This window comes from Limnohabitans sp., assembly GCF_046052765.1.
Taxonomy (GTDB): Bacteria; Pseudomonadota; Gammaproteobacteria; order Burkholderiales; family Burkholderiaceae_C; genus Limnohabitans.
The window spans coordinates 38,287-62,372 of the sequence record NZ_JAVLFQ010000083.1 but is presented as its reverse complement, the minus strand read 5'-3'; the positions used below and the strand labels follow the sequence as shown (position 1 = coordinate 62,372).

At 53.6% G+C, this 24,086-nt stretch carries 24 protein-coding genes; 11 read left to right on the top strand and 13 right to left on the bottom strand.

Going from position 1 to position 24,086, the window contains the following annotated elements; genetic code table 11:
* Positions 1-2,826, bottom strand: a 2,826-nt coding sequence (locus AC9UG7_RS12030; protein WP_509588108.1) for a DNA topoisomerase III, incomplete at its 3' end; no start/stop codon positions are given.
* A gap of 84 nt (positions 2,827-2,910) precedes the next feature.
* Here AC9UG7_RS12030 and AC9UG7_RS12025 point away from each other — a divergent pair.
* Positions 2,911-3,384, top strand: coding sequence for an SET domain-containing protein (locus AC9UG7_RS12025; protein ID WP_509588106.1), 474 nt, complete (start codon positions 2,911-2,913; stop codon positions 3,382-3,384).
* A 30-nt stretch (positions 3,385-3,414) separates the two neighbouring features.
* Complete coding sequence (locus AC9UG7_RS12020; RefSeq protein WP_509588103.1) at positions 3,415-4,227, top strand: biotin--[acetyl-CoA-carboxylase] ligase; 813 nt, start codon at positions 3,415-3,417, stop codon at positions 4,225-4,227.
* Positions 4,228-4,290: 63 nt separating this feature from the next.
* Here the strand turns inward: AC9UG7_RS12020 and AC9UG7_RS12015 are convergent, their stop codons facing one another.
* The 4 genes from AC9UG7_RS12015 to AC9UG7_RS12000 form a co-directional block, all read right to left on the bottom strand.
* The gene (locus tag AC9UG7_RS12015; RefSeq protein WP_509588100.1) at positions 4,291-5,568 is read right to left on the bottom strand and encodes a cytochrome-c peroxidase; all 1,278 of its coding nucleotides are present in this window, start codon (positions 5,566-5,568) and stop codon (positions 4,291-4,293) included.
* A 184-nt stretch (positions 5,569-5,752) separates the two neighbouring features.
* Positions 5,753-7,174, bottom strand: coding sequence for a sensor histidine kinase (locus AC9UG7_RS12010; RefSeq protein ID WP_509588123.1), 1,422 nt, complete (start codon positions 7,172-7,174; stop codon positions 5,753-5,755).
* 16 nt (positions 7,175-7,190) lie between these two features.
* Entirely contained in the window at positions 7,191-7,874 is a 684-nt protein-coding gene (locus AC9UG7_RS12005; RefSeq protein ID WP_509588097.1) for a response regulator, read from the bottom strand.
* Positions 7,875-7,963: 89 nt separating this feature from the next.
* Entirely contained in the window at positions 7,964-8,452 is a 489-nt protein-coding gene (locus AC9UG7_RS12000) for a MarR family winged helix-turn-helix transcriptional regulator (RefSeq protein ID WP_509588093.1), read from the bottom strand.
* A gap of 142 nt (positions 8,453-8,594) precedes the next feature.
* Between AC9UG7_RS12000 and recA the strand changes: the two genes are divergently transcribed.
* Together recA and recX are read left to right on the top strand one after the other, a co-directional pair.
* Positions 8,595-9,656, top strand: coding sequence for a recombinase RecA (gene recA, locus AC9UG7_RS11995; protein WP_509588090.1), 1,062 nt, complete (start codon positions 8,595-8,597; stop codon positions 9,654-9,656).
* Positions 9,653-10,174: a recombination regulator RecX gene (recX, locus tag AC9UG7_RS11990; RefSeq protein WP_509588087.1), complete on the top strand. Its 522-nt coding sequence runs from the start codon at positions 9,653-9,655 to the stop codon at positions 10,172-10,174. The genes recA and recX overlap by 4 nt, the downstream gene beginning before the upstream one ends.
* Before the next feature lie 120 nt (positions 10,175-10,294).
* On the opposite strand, the gene argC is transcribed toward recX, so the two are convergent.
* Positions 10,295-11,227 (bottom strand): N-acetyl-gamma-glutamyl-phosphate reductase, encoded by a 933-nt coding sequence (gene argC, locus AC9UG7_RS11985; protein WP_509588085.1) that lies wholly within the window; start codon positions 11,225-11,227, stop codon positions 10,295-10,297.
* 226 nt (positions 11,228-11,453) lie between these two features.
* Between argC and sucC the strand changes: the two genes are divergently transcribed.
* The 4 genes from sucC (at position 11,454) to AC9UG7_RS11965 (ending at position 14,927) form a co-directional block, all read left to right on the top strand.
* The gene (sucC, locus tag AC9UG7_RS11980; RefSeq protein ID WP_509588082.1) at positions 11,454-12,614 is read left to right on the top strand and encodes an ADP-forming succinate--CoA ligase subunit beta; all 1,161 of its coding nucleotides are present in this window, start codon (positions 11,454-11,456) and stop codon (positions 12,612-12,614) included.
* Positions 12,615-12,726: 112 nt separating this feature from the next.
* Positions 12,727-13,620 carry a succinate--CoA ligase subunit alpha gene (gene sucD / locus AC9UG7_RS11975; RefSeq protein WP_509588079.1) on the top strand — a complete coding sequence of 298 codons (894 nt, stop codon included), beginning with the start codon at positions 12,727-12,729 and terminating at the stop codon, positions 13,618-13,620.
* Between the two features lie 3 nt (positions 13,621-13,623).
* Positions 13,624-14,325: a TerC family protein gene (locus tag AC9UG7_RS11970; protein ID WP_509588120.1), complete on the top strand. Its 702-nt coding sequence runs from the start codon at positions 13,624-13,626 to the stop codon at positions 14,323-14,325.
* An 89-nt stretch (positions 14,326-14,414) separates the two neighbouring features.
* Positions 14,415-14,927: a pilin gene (locus AC9UG7_RS11965; protein WP_509588076.1), complete on the top strand. Its 513-nt coding sequence runs from the start codon at positions 14,415-14,417 to the stop codon at positions 14,925-14,927.
* A 49-nt stretch (positions 14,928-14,976) separates the two neighbouring features.
* Here AC9UG7_RS11965 and moaC read toward each other — a convergent pair whose 3' ends face one another.
* Positions 14,977-15,453 (bottom strand): cyclic pyranopterin monophosphate synthase MoaC, encoded by a 477-nt coding sequence (moaC, locus tag AC9UG7_RS11960; protein WP_509588117.1) that lies wholly within the window; start codon positions 15,451-15,453, stop codon positions 14,977-14,979.
* A 112-nt stretch (positions 15,454-15,565) separates the two neighbouring features.
* On the opposite strand from moaC, the gene AC9UG7_RS11955 reads away from it, so the two are divergent.
* Positions 15,566-17,101, top strand: coding sequence for a M48 family metalloprotease (locus tag AC9UG7_RS11955; protein ID WP_509588074.1), 1,536 nt, complete (start codon positions 15,566-15,568; stop codon positions 17,099-17,101).
* Entirely contained in the window at positions 17,098-17,538 is a 441-nt protein-coding gene (locus AC9UG7_RS11950) for a DUF3717 domain-containing protein (RefSeq protein WP_509588071.1), read from the top strand. The genes AC9UG7_RS11955 and AC9UG7_RS11950 overlap by 4 nt, the downstream gene beginning before the upstream one ends.
* Before the next feature lie 74 nt (positions 17,539-17,612).
* On the opposite strand, the gene purB is transcribed toward AC9UG7_RS11950, so the two are convergent.
* The gene (gene purB, locus AC9UG7_RS11945) at positions 17,613-19,034 is read right to left on the bottom strand and encodes an adenylosuccinate lyase (RefSeq protein WP_509588068.1); all 1,422 of its coding nucleotides are present in this window, start codon (positions 19,032-19,034) and stop codon (positions 17,613-17,615) included.
* Positions 19,035-19,121: 87 nt separating this feature from the next.
* Between purB and AC9UG7_RS11940 the strand changes: the two genes are divergently transcribed.
* Positions 19,122-19,736, top strand: coding sequence for a glutathione S-transferase C-terminal domain-containing protein (locus tag AC9UG7_RS11940; RefSeq protein ID WP_509588065.1), 615 nt, complete (start codon positions 19,122-19,124; stop codon positions 19,734-19,736).
* Between the two features lie 49 nt (positions 19,737-19,785).
* On the opposite strand, the gene AC9UG7_RS11935 is transcribed toward AC9UG7_RS11940, so the two are convergent.
* The 5 genes from AC9UG7_RS11935 to AC9UG7_RS11915 are packed head-to-tail and all read right to left on the bottom strand — an operon-like array spanning position 19,786 to position 24,080.
* Positions 19,786-20,247 (bottom strand): nuclear transport factor 2 family protein, encoded by a 462-nt coding sequence (locus tag AC9UG7_RS11935; protein ID WP_509588062.1) that lies wholly within the window; start codon positions 20,245-20,247, stop codon positions 19,786-19,788.
* A gap of 2 nt (positions 20,248-20,249) precedes the next feature.
* Complete coding sequence (locus AC9UG7_RS11930) at positions 20,250-21,038, bottom strand: SDR family NAD(P)-dependent oxidoreductase (protein WP_509588059.1); 789 nt, start codon at positions 21,036-21,038, stop codon at positions 20,250-20,252.
* Positions 21,038-21,574: a DUF3833 domain-containing protein gene (locus AC9UG7_RS11925; RefSeq protein ID WP_509588056.1), complete on the bottom strand. Its 537-nt coding sequence runs from the start codon at positions 21,572-21,574 to the stop codon at positions 21,038-21,040. Before AC9UG7_RS11925 ends, AC9UG7_RS11930 begins: the two co-directional genes overlap by 1 nt.
* Before the next feature lie 2 nt (positions 21,575-21,576).
* Complete coding sequence (locus AC9UG7_RS11920; protein ID WP_509588053.1) at positions 21,577-22,860, bottom strand: MFS transporter; 1,284 nt, start codon at positions 22,858-22,860, stop codon at positions 21,577-21,579.
* Positions 22,857-24,080 carry a class I SAM-dependent methyltransferase gene (locus tag AC9UG7_RS11915; RefSeq protein ID WP_509588114.1) on the bottom strand — a complete coding sequence of 408 codons (1,224 nt, stop codon included), beginning with the start codon at positions 24,078-24,080 and terminating at the stop codon, positions 22,857-22,859. Before AC9UG7_RS11915 ends, AC9UG7_RS11920 begins: the two co-directional genes overlap by 4 nt.
* Between the last annotated feature and the right edge of the window lie 6 nt (positions 24,081-24,086).

Sequence of the window (24,086 nt, the reverse complement as noted above, 5' to 3'; positions counted from 1 at the left end):
CTTGATGTAGTCCCACAGCTTTTTCATCACTTCGGTGCGAGCTACAGCATCGGGTCCGATGACCGCTGCCAAAGCCGCGCTAGGTGCTTTGCCTGCCGCCGTTTTGCGCGGGGCTTTGGGCTTGGCGTCTTTGACCGCTTTGGCCGCTGCTTTCTTGGCGGCAGGCGTTTTCTTGCCGGGCAGGGTTTTGCCAGCGGCTTTGGCCAAGGCCCGGGTGGTGGGAGCGCCGCCTTTTTTCGGGTACTTGCTGGGCTCGAAGGCAAAGCTCACCTTGCCGGCTTCGGCGTCGTAGCTGAGGTAGGCTTTGAACGCACGGCGGGTGCGCATGGAGACAAACTTCTCCAGCAAATCGGTTTTGCCCTCGGCGAGCAGCTTTTTGATTTGGTCGTGCTCGATCACCTGTTGCAAGATGACGCGCCCGCTCTTGAAGTCGCAGCTCGGCGTAGGCTGTGCGTTGGTAGGTACGGATTTGCTACATACATAGTTGGCGCCGTGCTCATGAACAGCAGAGCCGCACTTGGGGCAGGCACCCAAGTTTTCGGCGTCGCCGAACTCGACAATTTCGCCGCTTTCGGCGTTTTTGTCGTCACCGAAATCGAACTCCAGTTTCCAGTTTTTCTCTTCGTCGCTGTATTTCAGCGCGATCTCGGCTGAGAACGGCCATCCCGCTTTGGATCGGAAACCATCCAACGGACCGATTTTTTTATCGTGTAAAAACTGCTCCACTTCAGCCGGCTCGAAGGTGCGTCCTGCTGGCGTTTTACCAAACGAAAAACCACAACCTGGGCCTTCAATCTCTCCCTCTGCATTGGTGGTGGCCACCGCACCCGCTTTGCCAATGCAGGTGTAGCGGCGGTAGTTTTCTTTCACCACGCCGCTACAGGTGGGGCAGGGCGTGGACAGCGTGGCGTAGTCGCCTGGAATGGTGTCGCGGTCGTATTCTTTGGCCTTTTTCACCATGCGACCGGTCATGTCGGCGATGTCTTGCATAAACGCTTCGCGCGACAGCTTGCCTTTTTCCATTTGAGACAGCTTGAATTCCCAGTCACCGGTGAGGTCAGCGCGTGAGAGTTCTTCCACACCCAAGCCGCGCAGCAAAGTCATCAACTGAAACGCTTTGGCGGTGGGTATCAACTCGCGGCCTTCGCGCAACATGTATTTTTCGTTGAGTAAACCCTCGATGATGGATGAGCGCGTCGCTGGGGTGCCCAAGCCTTTTTCTTGCATGGCTTCGCGCAGTTCATCGTCTTCGACGGTTTTGCCTGCACCTTCCATGGCGCCCAGCAAGGTGGCTTCGCTGTAGCGTGCAGGCGGGCGGGTTTTCAGGCCTTTAGGTTCGGCGTCTTGGACGCGCGGTTGTTCACCCGCAGCCAGCTTCACCAAAATCTTGCCGGACTCTTTGTCTTCTTCCTCGTCGACTTCTTTGCCGTAAATCGCTTGCCAGCCCGGGTCTATCAACACACGACCGGTGGTTTTGAAGTGATGGGTTTTGCCGGCGGCAGCCACTTGGCTGATGCGGGTGGTGTCCATGAATTGCGCTGCGGGATAAAACACAGCGATAAAGCGGCGCACCACGAAATCGTAGAGTTTTTGTTCGGCGTCAGACAAACCGCTGGGCGCTTCTAGCGTGGGAATGATGGCAAAGTGATCGCTGACCTTGGTGTTGTCGAATACTTTTTTGCTTGGCTTGATATAGCCCTCGGCGATGGCGGTTTTGGCAAACGGTGCCAAGTGACCCATGCTGCTCTTGGCCAGCATTTGCATGGTGTCTTTGACGGTCGGCAAATAGTCTTCCGGCAAATGGCGTGAATCGGTACGCGGGTAGGTCAAGGCCTTGTGGCGCTCGTACAGGCTTTGCGCCAAGGAGAGCGTGGTTTTGGCAGAAAAACCAAAGCGGCCATTGGCCTCGCGCTGCAAGCTGGTCAGATCGAACAGACCCGGGCTGCCTTTGCTGCTGGGCTTGCTTTCTTCGGTGACGGTCGCGGTTTGGTTTCGCACCGCCTCAGCGATGGCGTTCGCTTCTGCCAGCGTCCACACACGGTCTTCTTTGATTTCTTTGTCGTCGGCGTTGGTCTTGTGCGCCGGGTTGAACCATTTGCCAGCATATAAGCCGGCAGCTGCGCCAAACTGCGCGTGGATTTCCCAGTAATCGCGGCTGATGAACTTGCGGATCAACTCTTCGCGCTCGACCACCACGGAGAGGGTTGGCGTTTGTACCCGACCGACGGTGGTCAAGAAAAAACCGCCGTCGCGGGAGTTGAAGGCGGTGAAGGCGCGGGTGCCGTTGATGCCCACCAGCCAATCGGCTTCAGAGCGGCTGCGTGCCGCATCGGCCAGACCTTGCATTTGCGCGGCGCTGCGCAAACTGCCGAAACCGTCGCGTATGGCTTGCGGTGTCATGGATTGCAGCCACAGGCGCTTGACCGGCTTGTCCAACGTCTTTTTGCCGCCCGCGTATTGCTCGATCAGGCGAAAGATCAGCTCACCTTCGCGGCCCGCGTCACACGCGTTGATGATGGCGCTGACGTCTTTGCGCTTGGCTTGCTTGACCACAGCGGCCAAACGCGACTTGGTTTTCTCCACTGGTTTCAAATCGAAATACGGCGGGATCACCGGCAAATGCGCAAAGCTCCATTTGCCGCGCTTGACGTCGAATTCTTCTGGGGCTTGGATTTCCACCAGGTGGCCGACCGCGCTGGTGACCACATACGTGTCATTTTCGAAATGATCGTCGTGTTTTTCAAATTTACCCGCGCTCGGTGTGAGTGCCTTGACGATATCTTGTGCGACTGAAGGCTTTTCAGCGATGACCAGTGTTTTACTCATGAACAATTTCCTTGCTTACAATCGGCTTCCTCGCGTGCGCGCGCACGCGCACACGTACGTATCCAACTTACCAGAGTTTTCAACTTGACCTCCCCCATCATCGCACCCGCCCATGGCAAGCGTATCGAAGTCCGCCACTCAGGTGTACATGGCAAGGGTGTGTTCGCCCTGGTGCCTATCGCCAAAGGCGAAATCATCATTGAATACATCGGCGAGGTGATAAGCTGGAAAAAAGCGCAAAAACGCCACCCGCACGACCCTAAGGACCCCAACCATACGTTTTACTTCCATGTCAACAACAAAAATGTGATTGATGCACTGCATGGCGGCAACGATGCGCGATGGATCAACCATGCGTGCGAACCCAATTGTGAGGCCGATGAAGCTGGCGGGCGCATTTTTATCCGTACCTTGCGCAAAATCAAAGCAGGCGAAGAGCTTAATTACGACTATGGCTTGGTGATTGACGAAAAATACACGCCTGAATTGCTGGCCGATTACCCCTGCCGCTGCGGTTCTGCGATGTGCCGCGGCACCTTGCTCGCCCCCAAGGACTGAGGGCATCGCCACGGCTGCCGGCCCATCCCTATGTCAGCACTCGCCAGTTCTTATGACGGTTTTCAGCAGGTGGCTTCTTTACTGCGTGCATGGGATGGCCAAGCCCATGCTGAACACCTGCCTCTGATTGATTCAACCAACACAGAATTGATGCGCCGAGCCCGCAACGGCGACAATCGCACATGTTTGTTGCTGGCCGATGAACAAACCGCAGGCCGTGGCAGACTGGGCCGACAGTGGCAAGGCCAGCCGGGCGATGCGCTCACTTTTTCGCTGGGCTTGTCCATGTCGCCGACCGATTGGTCCGGGTTGTCGTTGGCCGTGGGTTGTTGTCTGGCCGATGCCTTAGACCCGTTACATGACAAAAACATCGGTTTGAAATGGCCTAACGATTTGATGCTTGGCAATTTAGACAAGCTGCGCAAGCTCGGTGGTATTTTGATTGAAACCGTGGTCAAACAAGGGACGCCAGAGCCTAGCCGTTATGTGGTGATCGGCGTCGGCCTCAACCTGACTGCGCCGCCTGCGGGAGATTACCGCAGCACACCGGCCGGACTGCGCGAAGTCAGCGGCGAACAATTAACGACACTCGATGTGCTGCAAACCGTGTTGCCCGGTTTGCTGAAAGGTTTGAAGCAATTTGAACGTGCTGGTTTTGCCGTGTTTCAACAGGCGTTCGAGCAGCGCGATGTGTTGCTCGGTCAGACATTGCAGCTCTCAAACGGTGAACACGGCCAAGCAGCTGGGGTGGACGCGCTGGGCGTGTTGCTCTTAGATGGCGAACACGGCCGCATCAAAGTTAACAGCGATGAAGTCAGCGTGTTGCCGATGGGGCGTGCATGAAAAAAGTTCTGTGGCTGTGCTGTGCCTTGTTGCTGCTCATCAACCTGGTCTTTGCCGCTTGGTCTAACGGGTATTTGAAGATGTTCGGCTGGCAGCCAAACGATCCGCGCGAGCCTCAGCGCTGGGAACAACAAGTGCAACCGGATGCGATGCAATTGTTGCCTTCAAATCAGCGTCAGTGAGGGTGTATAAAAACGCCAAGACATCGTCAATGTCTTGCTCGCTCAAGCGAGGATTACCTCCCGGTTTTTGACCATAAGGCACTTCGTCACGGTTGACGTTGGCTCTGAGTGCCAACGGCACGCCACCCAAAGGTGTTGCGGTGCCATACCAGCGCCGAGGGTCGGTGTCACGTGTGGCATAAAAGGCGATAACTTCGCGCAAATCGGTCAACACACCATTGTGAAAAAACGCCCGACGTACCGCGACATTGCGCAGGCTTGGTACTTTGAAAGCGCCGCACAAGCTCTGCGCATCCGAGCGATTGCGAACCAATGGATGCGTGCACACACCTTTGTCTAAGGCTTGGTGTTTAAGCCTCTTTGTTGACACTGGTACGCCCAGGTTGTCGTAGCTGTTGTCGGTGAACAAAGGCGGCGTACCGTCTTTGCCCACTTCTGCGGTGTGACAGGCGGCGCAATTGCCTTTTTCTGGGTCCTTGAATACTTCCCAACCACGCTGTTGCTGGGCGTTGAATCTGACTTTGCCTTGCATCACCTGATCAAACACAGCGTCAAACGGGTGAAAGTCGGTGTCTTCGGTTTCATAAGCGGCCAGCGCCTGGCCGATAGCTTGGAATGCGTCGTCAGGGCGTTGCCATACCTGCCCACCAAACTGCTTGGCAAATTTGTCGGCATAGCGTGACTGAGAGAGTTTGTTCACCACCGTTTTGGCATCCAGATTGGCCATTTCATGCGAATCTAAAAACGGCTCTAATGCTTGCGTTTGTAGACTGTTTGCACGGCCATCCCAAAAGAAGCCACCGCTGGCTTTGCCAGCTTCATCCAACGATAAACCCACACCTGATTGCAAATAGCGAATCGAGGGGACGTTACGCGTTCCGGTGTGCCGCATGTCCGTACCACCTTTTTCTATGCCGCGGCTGGATGCGTGTCCGTATTCGGCTACATGGCAGGTAGCGCAGGATTGTTCACCTGACGCAGACAAACCCGGGTCATGGAAGATTTCCCTGCCAATCTCAGCCAAAGGGGACAACTTTTGCGCAGATGTGCTGACCTGCCACTCAACGGCAAAAGCACACAGAACGAGAAATACTGCCAGCAACCCAAAGGACTGGATGTGGGTGTAAAAAGTGTTGATTGAGCGATTGAAAAATGACATGGATTTGTTTGAAAGCAAACATGACTATATCAAATGAGAATTATTCGCATCTAAAATTTGCTCCAAAAAGCAATGATTCAGCATTTAACGCTCACCAAACCACAAGCGGTGTGAAATATTGACAGGTTGGATGCCTTTTGTTGTCAGTGTTTCGCCATCAGGCGTTTGAACAGAGCCAGTGAGCTTAGGTGGAGAAAACCACACTGAATTTCGCACCGGGCTGGGCCTGTCCTGGCCGGGTATCGGTTAAAAACACTTTGGCTTGGTGTTTTTCAGCGATTTCCAGCACGATGGCCAATCCCAAGCCTGAGCCATCGGCTTCGTTACCAAGGGTGCGGTAAAAAGGCTCAAATACACGTTCTCTCTCGGACTCTGGGATACCGTAGCCGGAATCTTCGATCTCCATGCGCCAGCCCGTGAGCGCTGATCCGCACACGCGGGCCGTCACCACGCCGGGGTTGCTTGGGGTCGAAGGCGTGTAGTTCAAGGCGTTGTCAATCAAATTGCGCACCAACTCCTTGAGCAAGGTGGTGTTACCGCGGACGATGGCAGTGCCGGTGTCCAGCCCCTCAAAGCCCAGATCGATTTTCAAATCCATGGCGCGTGGCAAAGAATCTTTCACCACCTCCATGGTCAACACCGACAAATCACAGTTTTGCTTGACCATGCTCGCGCCACTGCTTTCGGCGCGCGCCAAGGCCAGCAATTGGTTGACAGTATGCGTAGCACGCATGCTGGCGCGACCAATTTGTTTGAGAGATTGTTTTAAATCATCAGCGTTTGCGTCGCTGCGTTGCGCCAAATCGGCTTGCATGCGCAAACCCGCCAACGGTGTTTTCAACTGGTGCGCAGCGTCTGCCAAAAAACGTTTTTGGGTAGCGATAGAGCCTTGTAAGCGCAACAATAAATCGTTGATAGAAGACACCAAGGGCACGACTTCAGAGGGGACGGTCTGTTCGTCCAAAGGACTCATGTCTTCCGGTTTGCGCTGACGGATGCGGTCTTCCAATTCGCTGAGTGGTTTGATGCCGCGTGACAACGCCAGCCAGACCAACAACACCGACAAGGGCAAGATCACCAACAAAGGAAGCATCACGCCTTTGATAATTTCATGCGCCAGCACCTTGCGTTTTTCCAACGTCTCTGCCACCTGAACCAATGCCGGCCTGGCTTGGGAGGGTTCAACCCGCACCCACACATAAGCGACCCTAACGGGTAGGCCGTCCACGATGTCATCGCGCAATCGCAACTCTTCGGTGACCAGTTTTTCATCATCCAAAGGCAGGGGTAAATGCGCATCTCCGCCCAGCAATTCACTGCTGCCGCCCAGCACTTGGAAATACACTTTGTCCGTATCGTCTGCATGCAAAAAAAGCGATCCGTTTGACGGTAATTGAAAGCTCACAGCGCTGGCGTCGCTTTTGACCAGCTGTGCCAATACCACGGCGTTTTGCTTCAAGCCCCGATCGAAGGGCACCTTCGCGATGCCTTCAGCGATCAACCACGTCAAGCCGAATGTGATGGGCCATAAAAGCAAAAAAGGGGTGAGCATCCAATCGAGAATCTCACCAAACAGCGAGCGCTGTCGGCTTTGAAAAAGCTTCACCATGGCTGTGGCACGATCAAGTGGGAGGTGGCAGAATTTTTTCCAGGCAATAGCCAAGACCGCGCACTGTAGCGATACGGATGGGGCCCTTTTCAATTTTTTTGCGCAAGCGGTGTATGTAGACCTCGATAGCGTTGTTGCTCACTTCTTCGCCCCATTCGCACAAGCGTTCAACCAGTTGGTCTTTGCTGACCAGGCGACCGACACGTTGCAACAACACTTCCAATAAACCCAATTCGCGGGCAGACAACTCGACCATGCGACCGTCGATGGTGGCCATGCGACCGGCTTGATCGTAAACGAGCGGCCCGTGTTTGATAGTGACCGTGGTGCTACCCATGCCGCGTCTTGTGAGCGCACGCACGCGTGCTTCGAGTTCATGCAGTGAGAACGGCTTGGCCATGTAATCGTCAGCGCCGTAATCCAAGCCCTTCACACGCTCTTCCACACTGTCTGCGGCTGTGAGTATCAGTACGGGCATGCTGTTGCCGCGCGCACGCAAACGTTTCAAAACTTCCAAGCCGTGCATCTTGGGTAAACCCAGATCGAGAATGAACAAATCGAATTCGCTCGAAGTCATCAACGCAGCATCTGCTTCACTGCCGCTGGCGACATGGTCAACGGCAGCGCCAGAGGCTCGCAATGTGCGTAACAAACCGTCGGCCAGGACTTGGTCATCTTCAGCAATCAGTATGCGCATGAACCGTCTCCCGGAATGTAGCAATGCCGCTTAATTGATTCTAGGTGCATGCATTGTTTATGGGTATAGCAAGTGGTAAGTATCAAGGGTTAACGATAGGCATTGCCGTAGGCTTCCAAGCCTAGGCTCACCACCGTTGCTACCTCATGTCCTACCTCTTGGCGGAACTCCTCTTGCGCCTGTGCCACGGCTTGTTCAAACGCATGCAACCAATCAAGACCCGTGGCAGTGAACAGAATGCGTTTGGCGCGAGTGTCCAGCGGATCAGGCACGCGTTGCACCAAATCCCAAGCCTCGCATTGCGTGACCAAGTCCCCCATCGCCTGCTTGCTCATACCCGCCATTTGGCACAACTCGCTCAACCTGGCACCGTTGAGAGGCAGATGCCGTGTGATGTGAATATGCGCAGCGCTGATCTTGTCTCGTGCGGCCAAGTTGGAAAGCGCCAGAGGTACATCGATGTGCTGCGCCATCAATTCGAGTACGCGTTGGTCGAAGCGGCGCAAGGCGTGGCCTACCAATCGCCCTAGGTGGGTTTGCCGCCAGTCTAAGGCAGAGGCTAACAGGTTGAAATCCATGTCTATATGGTAAGGCAAACTGACAAAAAAATCTATTTACAGAATTTAACAAGACAGATAAAGTACTGTTCAAGTATCCAGCCTGTGTTTCAACACAGTCTTCGATAAATTCACTAAACCACTGACATCAAAGGAGTTTTCCATGGACAACGTCAAAAGCATCGCCGCCGCCGGTGAAAAAGCCAAAGCACTGCAAGCCGCATTGGCGCAGATTGAAAAACAATTCGGCAAGGGCACCATCATGCGCTTGGGTGAAGGCGAGGTGATTGAAGACATACAAGTGGTGTCTACCGGTTCGCTGGGTTTGGATGTGGCTTTGGGTGTGGGCGGCCTGCCGCGCGGACGGGTCATCGAAATTTACGGACCAGAATCTTCCGGTAAAACCACGCTGACATTGCAAGTCATTGCTGAAATGCAAAAAATGGCTGGTACTTGCGCGTTTGTCGATGCCGAGCACGCGCTTGATGTGCAGTATGCGCAAAAGCTAGGCGTCAACTTACAGGAACTGCTCATCAGCCAGCCTGATACCGGCGAGCAGGCGCTGGAAATTGTCGACAGTCTGGTGCGCTCTGGCGCGGTTGATTTGATCGTCATCGACTCGGTAGCGGCGCTCACGCCCAAGGCCGAGTTGGAGGGTGAAATGGGTGACTCCTTGCCTGGCTTGCAGGCCCGCCTCATGAGCCAGGCCTTGCGCAAACTCACCGCGCACATCAAGAAAACCAATTGCACCGTCATCTTTATCAACCAAATACGCATGAAGATCGGCGTCATGTTCGGTTCGCCCGAAACCACCACGGGCGGCAACGCGCTCAAGTTCTACGCGTCTGTGCGTTTGGACATCCGCCGCACCGGCACCATCAAAAAAGGCGAGGAATCGATTGGTAACGAAACCAAGGTCAAGGTGGTTAAAAACAAAGTCGCGCCTCCATTTAAAACAGCCGAGTTCGATATTCTGTTCGGCGAAGGTATCAGTCGCCACGGTGAAATCATAGACATGGGCGTAGCCGCCAAAATCGTTGACAAGTCTGGCGCCTGGTACGCCTACCAAGGTGAAAAAATCGGCCAAGGGCGTGACAATGCACGCGAGTTTTTGCGCGAGAACCCAGTGCTGGCATTCGAGATTGAAAACAAAGTGCGGGAGTCGCTCAACATTCCTTTGCTAACCGCTGAGGTGGAAGAAACCAAGTTGCAAGCTGTCAAGTGAGCCAGGTGTTTCAGTTGATACGAGGTGGCACCCACACGCAGTCGTCGGCCGCGCCAGAGCTGACGACGCAACCACCAGCCTCAGCAAAGGCGCGTGCCGTCAGTCTGTTGGCCCAGCGTGAATACTCGCGCCAGGCATTGCAAGAAAAATTGACGGCAGAAGGGCAAAGCCCAGAAGCGTTGGCGCTGGCCTTAGACCAATTAGAGGCAAGAGGCTTGGTAGACGATAGCCGTGTGGCCGAATCCTTGGTCAATCGGCGTTCTGGCAAATTGGGCGGTATGCGTATCAAGCAAGAGTTGCAGGCTAAGGGCTTATCCCCTGAGGTCGTGGCGACAACCATGGCCAGTTTGAAAGAAACGGAATTGGCACGGGCACAAGCTATTTGGCTCAAAAAGTTCGGACGGGTTGCTGCGGACGCAGCCAACCGCAACAGGCAGGCCCGGTTTTTAGCCACGCGCGGATTCTCCAGCGATGTCGTGCGTCAAGTGGTGTCGGGTTTAGGTGAAGAAGACACCTGAAGCGGCGGGGTGTGCCTGAGGACGAAAAAGCACAGTTGCACAAGTTAAGCAACGAAGGCCGCTTACCCCAACTTATGCACCAAGACCCAAAACAGACAACATAAAAAAATGGATGGGGATTTATGTTGTGTTGGTCAGCATCAAGCGGATGTTTTGTACAGCCGCGCCACTCGCACCTTTGCCGAGGTTATCCAAACGTGCCATCAACACTGCATGACCATGGTTTGTATTGGAAAAAACACGTAACTCCATCAGGTTGGTGTCATTCAATGCAGTGGCGTCTAACTTCAAATCATCAGTCGGTGGCATCACCCGCACACACGGGTCAGTTGCATCATTGGTTAGTGCGTAATGCGCTAGCAGCGCATCATACAAATCATGTGCAGTCACACCACCCGGCAGTAAAGAAAGATGCAACGGTATTTGAACAATCATGCCTTGTTTGAAATTGCCAACGCTGGGCACAAACAGGGGGCGGGTAGTCAATCCCGTGCAATGCATGATTTCAGGAATATGCTTGTGGGATAAACCCAGCGCATAGGACTCAAACAAAGCCGCTGTGCCAGCTTGATAAGCTTCAATCATGGCCCGACCGCCGCCAGAATAGCCGCTGACAGAGGGCAAGCTCAATGGAAAATCGACTGGAATCAATCCTGCATCAATCAAAGGACGGAGCAAGGCTATCGCACCGGTTGCGTAGCAGCCCGGATTAGCCACCCGAGATGCTTGCGCAATCGACTTTGCTTGTCCTTCACACAACTCGGCAAAGCCGTATACCCAATCGGGATCGGTACGGTGAGCAGTTGACGCATCCACTATTTTGGGGCGCTTGCCGGGGAGACTGTTAACCATGGCGACAGACTCCTTGGCGGCATCGTCATGCAAACACAAGACCACCAGATCCACCTCTGCCATCAAAGCCAATTTGGCCGCCGCTTGTTTGCGCTCACTCGCCGCAATGCTGACCACTGTCAAGTCAGGCAGTTGATCCAATGTGTCGCGGATGAGCAATCCCGTGGTTCCCGCTTCGCCGTCAATAAAAATCGAGTGCATCTCAGAATTACTTTCGAAAAAAAGAAAAAGACTGTACCCAAATCGCGTCAAAGTCTATTGACATGCAACTGACAAGCTAAGTTCAGTCACTTTCATGTCATTTTCCTGACAGAAAACTGGCAAGATGATGCAATGCAGCATGATACATTTCCACACCATTCAGCCCATTAAGGGCTTTAACACGGGCCTATCGCAGATGGCCGTACAGGATTGAAAGCGAGTTCTCATGAAAATTCACGAATACCAAGGCAAGGAGATCTTGCGCCAGTTTGCCGTGCCGGTGCCGCGAGGCATCGCAGCCTTTACCGTACAAGAGGCGGTGGAAGCTGCGCAAAAGCTGGGTGGTCCGGTTTGGGTGGTCAAGGCGCAGATACATGCTGGCGGTCGTGGCAAAGGTGGCGGTGTCAAGGTGGCCAAAAGCATTGAGGATGTCAAACGCTTGGCCACTGAGATTTTGGGTATGCAACTGGTGACCCATCAAACCGGTGCATTAGGACAAAAAGTCAGGCGCTTATACATAGAGGATGGCGCAGACATTCAAAAAGAATATTACGTGTCCGTGGTCACCGACCGCGCTTCACAAAAAATCGCATTTATCGCCTCCAGCGAAGGCGGCATGGACATCGAGCAGGTCGCGCATGACACGCCGGACAAAATCATCACAGAATTGATCGACCCGATCAACGGCTTGGGCGACGCCCAAGCTCAAAAAATAGCTGATGCCGTGGGCATTCCTGCAGACTCGACCGCTCAAGCCGTTGATGTGTTTAAAAAGCTATACAACTGTTACATGGAAACGGACGCTTCTTTGGTTGAAATCAATCCGTTGAACCGAGACAGCAAAGGCCATATCGTGGCCTTAGATGCGAAGTTCAACTTTGACGCCAACGCCTTATTCCGACACCCCGACATCGTCGCCTACAGAGACTTGGACGAAGAAGATCCGGCAGAAGTTGAAGCCTCAAAATTTGATCTGGCCTACATCAGTCTGGATGGCAATATCGGCTGCTTGGTCAACGGCGCCGGTTTGGCCATGGCCACCATGGACACCATCAAACTCTTTGGTGCAGAACCCGCCAATTTTCTGGATGTCGGTGGAGGCGCCACACCCGAGAAAGTCACGGAAGCTTTCAAAATCATGTTGAAGAACCCGAAAGTCCAAGCTATTTTGGTCAATATCTTTGGCGGCATCATGAAATGCGACACCATTGCACATGGGGTCATAACAGCGTGTAAAGCCGTGAATTTAAAAGTACCTTTGGTGGTTCGCATGAAGGGCACCAACGAGGACTTAGGCAAAAAAATGCTGGCCGACTCAGGGCTGCCCATCATCAGTGCCGACACCATGGCCGATGCCGCGCAAAAAGTGGTTGCCGCCTTGCATTAGCCACTGCGAGTCACACCCTCTCACCACATGTCTCACTGACTATCGGGAAATTTCAACGGGGATGTCCCCAAAGCCAAAGCCCGCAGCTTGAACTATCAAAAGGATTCGGAAAATGTCCATCTTCATCAATAAAGATACCAAGGTAATTACCCAGGGTATCACCGGTAAAACCGGTCAGTTTCATACCGAAAAATGCCAAGAATATGCCAATGGCAAACAGTGTTTTGTGGCTGGTGTGAACCCTAAAAAAGCCGGCGAATCGATTTTCAACATCCCGATTTACGCATCGGTCAAGCAAGCGGCACAGGAAACCGGCGCGACTGTCTCTGTCATTTATGTACCGCCTGCAGGCGCGGCTGACGCCATTTGGGAAGCAGTTGAAGCGGATCTGGATTTGGCAATTTGTATCACCGAAGGTATTCCGGTGCGCGACATGTTGATGGTGCGTAACCGCATGAAAGCCAAGGAGGCGGCGGGCGGTAAACGCACGTTGCTGCTTGGGCCCAACTGCCCGGGACTGATCACCCCAGATGAAATCAAAATTGGCATCATGCCTGGCCATATTCATCGCAAAGGTCGCATTGGTGTGGTGTCGCGTTCGGGTACCTTGACTTATGAGGCGGTCGCGCAACTCACCGAAATCGGTCTGGGTCAATCCAGTGCGGTAGGCATTGGCGGCGATCCGATCAACGGTTTGAAACACATTGATGTGATGCGCGCATTCAACGAAGACCCAGACACCGACGCCGTCATCATGATCGGAGAAATCGGCGGGCCTGATGAGGCTGAAGCCGCACGCTGGTGCAAAGCCCACATGAAAAAACCCATTGTTGGGTTCATCGCTGGTGTGACTGCGCCCGCAGGTAAGCGCATGGGTCACGCTGGTGCGTTGATCAGTGGCGGCGCTGACACGGCCGAAGCCAAGCTCGCCGTCATGGAAGAGTGCGGCTTCAAGGTCACGCGCAACCCGTCTGAAATGGGCAAGCTTCTCAAAGCCATGCTGTAAATGATGGATATGGTCGTCGGTCCTGACTTCTGGATCGGTTTGCTGAAGATCATCTGGATCAATATCGTGCTGTCAGGTGACAACGCCGTGGTGATCGCCATGGCTGCTCGCTCTTTGCGGCCTGAAGAACAGCGCAAAGCCATTGCCTGGGGGTCGGGTTTTGCGGTGGTATTGCGTATCGCCCTCACGGTGGTGGCGGTTCAGCTCCTGGCCTTGCCGTTTTTACAAATCATTGGTGGCGTGTTGTTGCTGTGGATTGGCATGCAATTGCTGAGCGAAGAAGAAGAAAGCGAAGAGGACGCCAAAACGCACCATAACTTGTATGCAGCCATTCGCACCATTTTGATCGCCGACTTGGTCATGAGTTTGGACAATGTGATCGGCGTAGCAGCTGCCGCCAAAGGCAATTTATTATTGTTGACCATAGGTTTGGGTTTGAGTATTCCGCTGGTCATTTTTGGCAGCTCACTGATGATTGGTTTGATGACGCGGTTTCCCGTCATCATCCAATGGGGTGCTGCGCTCATAGGATGGGTGGCCGGTGAAACCTTGATCAGCGATGTGGTGTTGGCACACCTGATCAGTGAATTGACTTGGTTACATGAGTTGGTACCTGCCGTGTGTGCCATGATGGTGCTGACTTCACAGCGCTGGATACCATGGTTGCGAAAGCAGCCCGCACAAAGCCTAGATAGCGAACCCTGATTAAGTCTTACAAAACGCTTCAGTTGTACTTGCATCGGGTGTTGGTCGGGACCCGGACAATGGTCAATCCCTCACCTAAAGGAGCATCCATGCAAAAGCACAAACAAAACGGGTTCACATTGATTGAGTTGATGGTGGTGGTCGCCATCATCGGCATATTGGCTTCGTTGGCAGTTCCCGCCTACCAAGATTACAGCGTGCGCGCGCGTGTCAGCGAAGGCTTGAGTCTGGCTGGCGCCGCTAAGTTGCAGGTTCAAGATGTTTTCAACAGTGCCAGTTTTTCTACTTCGGGTTATGCCGCAGGCTTCAAACCCCCGGCAGCAACTGCCAATATCAAAAGCGTGGAAATTGAAGCCAGCACAGGCATCATCACTGTGACCACACAAAAAAATGCAGGAAATGGCATTTTGTTGTTGGTGCCGTACACAGGCGCAGCCTCGGCCGCCTCCGCATTGCCAGATGCAACCGCTGAATTCAGTGCACCAGATCAGGCGGCAGTGGCCTGGCGATGTTTGGCCAAGGGTGCCAGCGTACCTGCGGGTTTGACGTTGACAAAAAGTCCTACGCTTGAATCGAAATATGTGCCGTCTGAGTGCCGCTGATAAGAGACCCTTGGACCCCTGTTTCATCAAATATTCATTGTCGACTTAATCAGTCAGCCACAAAACTCCCGCTCTTACCGCCATGCTTTTCCATCAACTTCACACCGTTGATGGTCATGCCTCTGTCCACCGCCTTGCACATGTCATAAATTGTCAGCAAGGCCACTTGCACCGCAGTTAACGCTTCCATTTCCACGCCGGTCTGGCCGTGGGTTTCGACTGTGGCGGTGCAATTCACGCGCGCCGGGTCATGGTGGGTGGAAAAATCCACGGCAACCCGCGTCAGTGCCAAGGGGTGACACAGTGGTATCAAATCAGAGGTTTTCTTGGCGGCTTGGATACCTGCGATACGCGCGATACCAATCACATCGCCTTTTTTGGCAGTGCCTGCTTCGATCAGCGCCAATGTGGCCGGCAACATGGTGATCTCCCCCGCTGCAATGGCCACACGATGGGTGCTGGTTTTGGGGCCGACATCGACCATGTGGGCTTGGCCTTGGTCATCGAAATGTGTAAGTGACATGATAAAAACCTGTTGCGACAGTCTGCTTGATGCCCCGGCTTTCGCCGCGGGCTCGTTCGAGGGGTAACATCTCCCTCCGATCATACGATTTACCTACCTGTCACCTTTGAAAACCATGTTCAAGCGCTCACAACAATTGGCTGCTGCATTGGCAATAGCCTGCTTGGCTGTAGGAGTGAATGCACAAACCGCAAGCAGACTGCCCAATATCGGTGACGGCAGCAGCATGAGCGTGCAACAGGAAAGACGCTTGGGTGAGTCCATCATGCGGCAATTGATGCGTGACCCGGATTACATGGACGACCCTGTGCTGCTTTTTTATTTGCAAAGTATTTGGCAGCCATTGCGCGAATCTTCAAAATTACTTGGGTATTTACAGCCTGAGCTTGATGAGTCCTATGCATGGGATGTGTTGTTAGTCAAAGACCGCACAGTCAATGCATTCGCGCTGCCCGGGGGATTCATGGGCGTGCATTTGGGTTTGATCGCCGTGGTGTCAAACAAAGATGAATTGGCTGCGGTATTGGGCCATGAGCTCAGCCATGTGACGCAACGCCATATCGCGCGTTCGCAAGACAGCCAGATGAAACAAACGCCATGGTTGATTGGCAGTGTGTTGCTGGGCGTGCTGGCTGCCAGCAGAAGCCCTGATGCTGCCAACGCATTGATCATGGGCAGCACCGCCAGTGTGGCCCAAGGGCAGTTGAATTTTTCCAGGGACATGGAGCGTGAGGCGGATCGACTGGGTTACGCCGTCATGACCAACGCTGGTTTTGAACCACAAGGTGTCGTCAGTATGTTTCAAAAACTGGCACTGGCGTCGCGCTTGAATGACAGCGGCGGCTTTCCCTATTTACGCAGCCATCCCCTGACCACTGAACGTATAGGTGATATGCAGGCTCGCATGGGCGCGAATGCCACCAGCACGCAAAGCAATGTAGGCAGTTTGGAGCATGTGCTGATGTCTGCCCGTGCCAGAGCGCTGATGAGCACGCGCGCTGAAGAAGTACAAATGCTGATCAAAACCTATGAAAATCTCACGCCCGCAGACAACCAGCTCTTGCGCACAGCAGGCGTGATGTATGCCGCTGCCATGGCCTACACACAGCAACGCCAAAAAGACAAGGCCAGAGAAGTCATTCGTAAGTTGCTCACCTTCAGCGCATCAGACGCCACAGCCTTGCGAGCGGTCCAGTGGCTGTCCGCAGACACCGAACTTCAACTAGGAAATCCTCAGGCTTGTATAAAGCTCATCAGCGAAATAGCGACAGACAGGCCTGATCATTTGCTCTTGATGCAATGCAAGCTAGCCAGCAAAGACAAAGCGCAGACACAACAAGTGATTGAAAAAATGCAGTTATGGCTGGCGCAATTTCCCAGAGATCCGTTGGCCTGGGACATAGAAGCCCAAGCCTATTTACAAAACGGTTTGTCTTTGCAAGCCATACGAGCAGATGCCGAGTCGCGCGCGGTGCGATGGGACGAAGTTGCTGCGATTGACAGATTGCGTGCCGGTCAAGAGTTGGCTCGCAAACTCAGCCAACAAGGGCAACTTGATTTGGCCGCTCAGCAAGAAGCCTCGATCATCGATACCCGTTTGCGAGCACTGGAAAAGATTCGCATTGAGTTGTTGCGACCGCAAAACCAATGAGTACGCGCGATACCATTCATATCACCGACATAGAGGCGGCCATCAACTATTGGCGCAAACTGAAACCCTCGCCTGATGGCGTGACCCTCGCGCCAGAATTGCGCGCACTCGCCGAAGTCTATGCGTTGATGGTGTTTCATCATGAAGAAGAGGCTGCTGAAAAAGGTTTTCCGCACAAAGCCTTTGCCGCATGGCGCACATGGTATGACACCACGCCAGACACGCCGTGCATTGCCATTTGCTCAACCAGTCAAGGCGATCCTTTGTGCAAAGGTTGCGGTCGTACGTTTGAAGAAGTGCAACACTGGACAGAGATGGGCCCAGGTGCCAAGCGGCAGGTCTGGCGACGCATCACATTGAACCGATCCTCGTGGCGCTTCAACCGCTATGCAGAGCGGGCAGCAGAAGGCTTGAATGCTGTTTCAACAGGCGAATAAAAAGCTGCGTACAGCCAATGCTTGTGATGTGCGCCAGCTTTGTTTTAAAGTGTGTTGAATCACGCGCAACTGGCTCATACACGACGCGCCAAAGCAGCAGCCATTCCGGTATAAGTCGCTGGTGTGAGTGTCAGCAGACGCTGTTTTTCTGTATCGGGAATCGCCAGTTGTTGGATGAGACCGTGCAAGTCTTCGCGGGTGACGCGTTGTCCGCGCGTGACTTCTTTCAATTGTTCGTAGGCACCGCTGACGCCAAAGCGGCGCATCACGGTTTGAATCGGCTCTGCCAATACTTCCCAAGCATTGTCCAAATCTGCATGCAAAGCCTCAGCATTCAATTCAAGTTTGTTCAACCCTTGCAGCAGCGACTGATGCGCCAGTACCGCATAGCCCAGCGCCACGCCCATATTGCGCAACACCGTGCTGTCGGTCAAGTCGCGTTGCCAGCGGCTGATGGGTAGTTTCTCGCTCAAGTGGCGCAACAAAGCATTGGACAAACCCAGGTTGCCTTCGGCATTTTCAAAGTCGATGGGGTTGACTTTATGCGGCATGGTGGAAGAACCGATTTCACCGGCTTTTAAACGCTGCTTGAAATAACCCAGCGAGACATAGCCCCAGATATCGCGCGATAAATCGATGAGTATGGTGTTGGCCCGCGCCACGGCGTCAAACAACTCGGCCATGTAATCATGCGGCTCGATTTGAATGCTGTAAGGCTGAAAAGTCAGGCCAAGGCCCATGGCCACAGAGGCGTCGGTAGGTGTGTCTGTGGTTTCAATCACGCGTCTTGCAAAAGCCTCCCAGTCGTAGTCTGCACGCGCAGAAACATGGGCATTGAAATTGCCGACCGCACCGTTCATTTTGGCCAGCAACGGGACTTGCGCAATCCGTGACATGGCGGACTCCAAGCGCACCAGAACATTGGCCATTTCTTTGCCTACGGTGGTTGGACTGGCGGTTTGACCGTGGGTGCGGCTAAGCATGGGCTGATCGGCATAAGCGTGCGCCATCTCACGCAGTTTGAAGGCCACTGCTTGCAACCCAGGCAACAGCACAAGCGCGCGTGCTGATTTGAGTTGCAACGCATGGCTGGTGTTGTTGATGTCTTCGCTGGTGCATGCGAAATGGATAAATTCAAGTGAAGCAGCCAGTTCAGATTTCAACGCATCTGCTAAATCAGCGCTCTGACATTGCGCCTTGAGCCAGTACTCCACGGCTTTGACATCATGGTTGGTGGTTTTTTCAATCTCTTTGATGGCCAACGCATCCTCAGCAGAAAAGCTGTCAATCAGTCCGCGTAAAAACACACGCGCCGCAGTTGAAAAAGGCTTGAATTCGGGTATGCCGCTGTCGGACAAAGCCAGCAGCCAAGTGACTTCTACCTGTACCCGCCGGTGCATGAATCCTTGCTCGCTCATCAAAGGCCTGAGCAGGGACAGTTTGTTGGCGTATCTGCCATCGAGTGGCGACAAGGCGCTGACGGGTTGTAAGTTCATTGCTTGATTTTAGGCCTTGTCACCATTGAAAGAAAAGATCAGCTTTGTATCTATAAAATGGCCAATCGATAACAAACCCCATACCTTATGAAACTGTTAGGCGCCGTGACCAGCCCGTATGTGCGAAAAGTACGCATCGTGATGGCTGAAAAAAAATTGGAATACCAATTTCTTCTTGAAGATGTCTGGGCTGCTGATTCCCGCATTGTTGAATACAACCCTTTAGGCAAAGTACCTTGTTTGCTGATGGAAGCGGGTGAAGCCTTGTTCGATTCACGTGTCATCGTGGAGTACCTTGACACGATGTCGCCGGTCGGCAAATTGATTCCCCCTAGCGGCCGAGAGCGTACCGAGGTCAAAGTCTGGGAGGCCTTGGCAGATGGCTTGTTAGATGCAGCGATTGCTGCTCGGTTGGAAGCGCATTGGGCAGGCCGCACGGATGCGCAACGCAGTCAAGTCTGGATAGACCGTCAACTCGGCAAAGTGCAAGACAGCTTGAAGGCCATGTCACTCGGCTTGGGGGAAAACAGTTGGTGTTGTGGCAACCACCTCACGCTCGCCGATATAGCGGTGGGCTGTGCGCTCGGTTATCTCGATTTCCGTTTTCCACAAACGAACTGGCGCAAGGACCATCCCCGTTTAGACAAACTGCAAGACAAACTCATGCAGCGTCCCAGTTTTCAAGAAACACTGCCGGTTTAATCCAAACCGTCATGACGCATGGCAACGGCCACACAGTGTCGCAGGGTGTTTAACTGTTGACGCGTTGTTTCAGCCAGCGCATCAAGCCACCCACCCAAGGCAGTTTTTCATAGAGTTCTTCTGCTGCATCCCAATAGTCTCGGTGCATCACAATGCGCCATTCATCTTGCGCGTTGCGTTCAAATACCAAGTGAGAGCCGCCGCGTATGCATTGATCGACTTGGCGCTGCATGGTTTGAAAGCGAAACAGAAAATCCCACACTAAAAAGCACTGGGTACCTTGCACAATGCGAGAAGTCACGACAAAACGTGGTCGCTGCAAGCTCTCAAACATATGTTCAAAAATCAACTGTATTTGCGCTAGGCCTTGCACCTCTTTGAACGGGTCTTTGAAACTCGCATTCGGCGCGTACCAGTCTCCCATGCGGGCAATGTCTTGCGGTTGAAGTTGCTCAAATGACTGAATCAATACATCAATCAAGGCCTCTGGTACAGCGTGTGTTGCTTGCATGATCACAATCCAGTGAATTGACGCACCAGCGGAAAATACCAGCGGTAAGGCAACAGGCGCAGCAATTTTAAAAACAAGGTGAAACGCTTGGGGAAATGGATATCAAATTCACCTTCGCGCCAGCCTTGCAACATGGCATGCGCGGCTTCATCAGGTGAAATGAGTGCGGGCATATGAAAATTGTTTTGTGCTGTCAGCGGGGTGGCCACAAAACCCGGGTGAACCACGCTCACACCAATGCCTCGTTGATGCAAATCCAAATACAAAACTTCAGCCAAATGGGTCAGTGCTGCCTTGGTGGGGCCGTAGGCCAGACTGTTTGGCAGCCCGGTGAAACCGGCGACGCTAGAGACCAAGCTGATGTGTCCACGCCCTTGCGCCAGCAAGCGCGGCAATACTGCATCCAGCATCAACAAAGCACCGCTGTAATTCACAGACAAATGGGTTTGCATGCTTTGTAAATCGTAAGCAGTGGCGGTTTGCGCTGTGTAATAACCCGCACAATACACCACCATATCGAGTCCGCCATCAGCCCATAATGTGGCGGCAGCCTGGCTCAGTGCGAGTGCATCGGTGACATCTAAGGGTAGAGCGACAGCACCAAGGTGCGTGTTGACAAAATCTTGCAACAAATTGACCTGACGTGCGGATACGCATACCTGTGCACCAGCAGCGTGTAAGGCCTGTGCACATGCCAACCCAATACCGCTGGAGGCGCCGACCAACCAGACGCGTTGGCCTTGCCAATCCGTTAGCGGATGATTGAGAGGTTTGAGCCAGCGCATAGCCATCAAATGCGTTTGGTGAACGACAAAGTGACTTCGCCAAGGAACACCCCCCATTTCGACATGGACGCTTTATTCAGCATGACCTGGTCATTCATCAGGTACATCCAGTCGTCAAACTGCACATGCAACACTTGGTCGCTGACCGGCAAGGCCAGCGTGTAACGCCAGTTGAACGCGTTGCCACGGGTTTGACCGTCGGCTGTACCGATCACATCGCCGGCTTGTCCTGTGTAATGTCCGTCACCCAAGTGCCTGAGTTTCCAAATGCGTTTTTGTTGGGTGCCGTCACTGTAAACAAAGTCCTCGTCCAGCACGCCTTCGTCGCCATTCCATTGGCAGTGCATGACCACGGTAAAGCGTTTGACCACCTTGCCAGATCGGTCGGTAAATATGCCCCAGGCGTCGACAACGCCATTGAAATACTGGCGCAGATCCAGCGGCGGTTGTTCGCTGGCGTAGTCGTTCACAGAAGGACCTGCGCAGCCGCTGGCGGCAAGCGCAGTGGCCGCCGCAGCGGAAAGCATCAAACGTCTTTGCATCATCACTCCTTGTGTTGCAGATGTGGGGCTGAAAAGAACAATACCAAGCCTGCCCATAATTTCAACAGACAGGGCAGTAGCGCATAGGCCCAACTGAGCGCCAGCAATGCCGGTGCATCACGTGAACCGCTTGCATATCCCAGCCATTGCAACAACGGTAAGCTGATGCCGGCGGCCAGTGCCAAATTGAGTTTGGTGGCGACTTGCCACCAACCGAAATAGGCGCCGCTGTGTTGGCTGTCATTCGGTGATTGTTGTAACAAGCCATTGAGCAATGCGCCTGGTGCAATCAAATCAGCACCCAGCGCCAAACCCGAGAGCAGGCACACCAAGGTATAGGCTATCTCGTCACCGGCGCCCAGACCCAAGGTCCAGACAAACACCGCCACCGCCAGCAACATGCCTGCAAGCCAACTGCGGCGTAAACCAAAACGCGTGATGCATGCCAGCCACAATGGCATGGAAATGGCAGCAGATAAAAAATAAGCGCCCAAAAACTGGCTTTGAAGCGCAGACGGTAATTGCAGTCGGTCCTGAACAAAGAACAGCATCAATGTCGCGGGGATGGCGGATGCAATACCGTTCAACATGAACACCCACAGCAAACGGCGAAACCCCGCGTGACCCCATGGCTTGAGCAAAACGCGCCATTGGGGCTCATAGGTCATGGGTTGAATTTCTGCAGGCAGAGGCCGAGGTGCGTACCACCAGGCCCCTAACGACAGCGCCAATAACAGCACAAAAAAACTGACCAATGCAGGCATACCGCCCCAACCTGGCGTCAATGAAGCCAGGATCACGCCGCATAAACCCAGCCCTTCGCGCCAACCCACCAAGCGACTTTGCATAACCACATCACCCCCTAGCCTGGCGCCCCAAGATTGCAAGGCAATATTGAGAAAACTGTAGCAAAGATAGCTGAGAAGTAACGCCCCCAAGACCAGCAACATCAGCAGTTCGATGGTGACAGTGGGACCGGTCAACCAATGGGGAAAAAACAGCAACAAGAACCCGACAGACAACAATGCGCCTGCCAGCCAAGTGCGGCGCAGCAAGGTTTGGCTGTGCCGCCGCATCAAACTGTCTACCCACAAGCCAAGTGCAGGGTCTAGCAGCGCATCGGTCAGACGCGCCAACAGTAACACCGCCCCGATCAAGCCCAGCGACACGCCAAATTGGTTGGCAAAGTAATGCGGCCAAATGACGTACAACGGCAAAGCCACAAAGGCCAGTGGCATGGCAGGTAAACCCAGAAGGGCCAAGGAGCGGTGACCGAAGGAGTTCATGCGGGTTGACGCAAAGTGAACTGAACCACGTCGGTGTTGTGTTCTAAAAATGCAGCTTCGCAATACGCCAGGTAAAACAACCAAGTGCGTTCGAAGCGCAAGTCAAAACCCAGCGCAGGCATCTGCGCTTGCACTTGCAAAAAGGATTCGCGCCAACGTTTCAGCGTTTCAGCGTAGTCCAAGCCAAAGGCCAATTGGTCCACCACCTCTAACCCTGCTGCTTGCGCCTGGGCGATGAAGGTGCTTTGACTGGGCAAAAAGCCGCCTGGAAAAATGTATTGCTGGATAAAGTCTGTGCCCAAGGCATAACGCTCGAACAAGGCATCGTCAATCACAATACTTTGTACGCAAGCGCGGCCACCGGGTTTGAGTAACTTGGCAATGGTTTGGAAATAGGTTGGCCAATAATCACGTCCGACGGCCTCGATCATTTCAATGGAACAAATGGCATCAAAGGGGCCGTCGTTGGTGTCGCGGTAATCCTGCAAGCGCAAATCAGCCGATAGCGCCAACGCGTCTAAGCGCTGTTTGGCAAACGCCAATTGTGAGGGACTCAAAGTGATGCCAGTCATGTGGGCGCCGAATTCAGCCGCACCTAATTCGGCCAAACCACCCCAGCCACAACCAATTTCCAGCACGCGCGCGCCGGGCTGCACACCGGCCATGCGCAAAGCACGCCTGAGCTTGGCGTGCTGTGCCGATTGCAAGTCTTGTTGCCGGTTGTCATCAAACCACGCCGAGGAATACGTCATGCTGGGGTCTAGCCACAAACTGTAAAACGCATTGCCCAGGTCATAGTGGGCATGGATATTTTTGCTGCTGTTTTTCTTGGTGTTACGTCGCATCCAATGGCGTAACTGGTAGGCCAATCGGCCCCACCAAGTACCGAAAATCATATCGTCCATAGGGCGGCGATTGATCACCAGCAATTGCAGTAAGGCGGTGAGATCGGGTGTGTCCCAGTCGCCTGCCATGAAGCTCTCTGCGAAACCGATATCACCCGAGCGTAATGCAGCACCAAACACATGCCAGTTGTGCAATTGGATATGCGCCTGAATGGCATCATCTTTGCCAAAACGCAAGCGTTGCCCGTCTGGCAAAGTCAGGTGCAGACAACCTTTTTGGATGGACTGCAACATGTGCAGACCGCGTTTGGCTGCGGCGGGTACGGTTTTGCCAAGTTTTGGCAAATGAAAGTCTGGCGTTTGGAAAGTGGTCATGGTTTT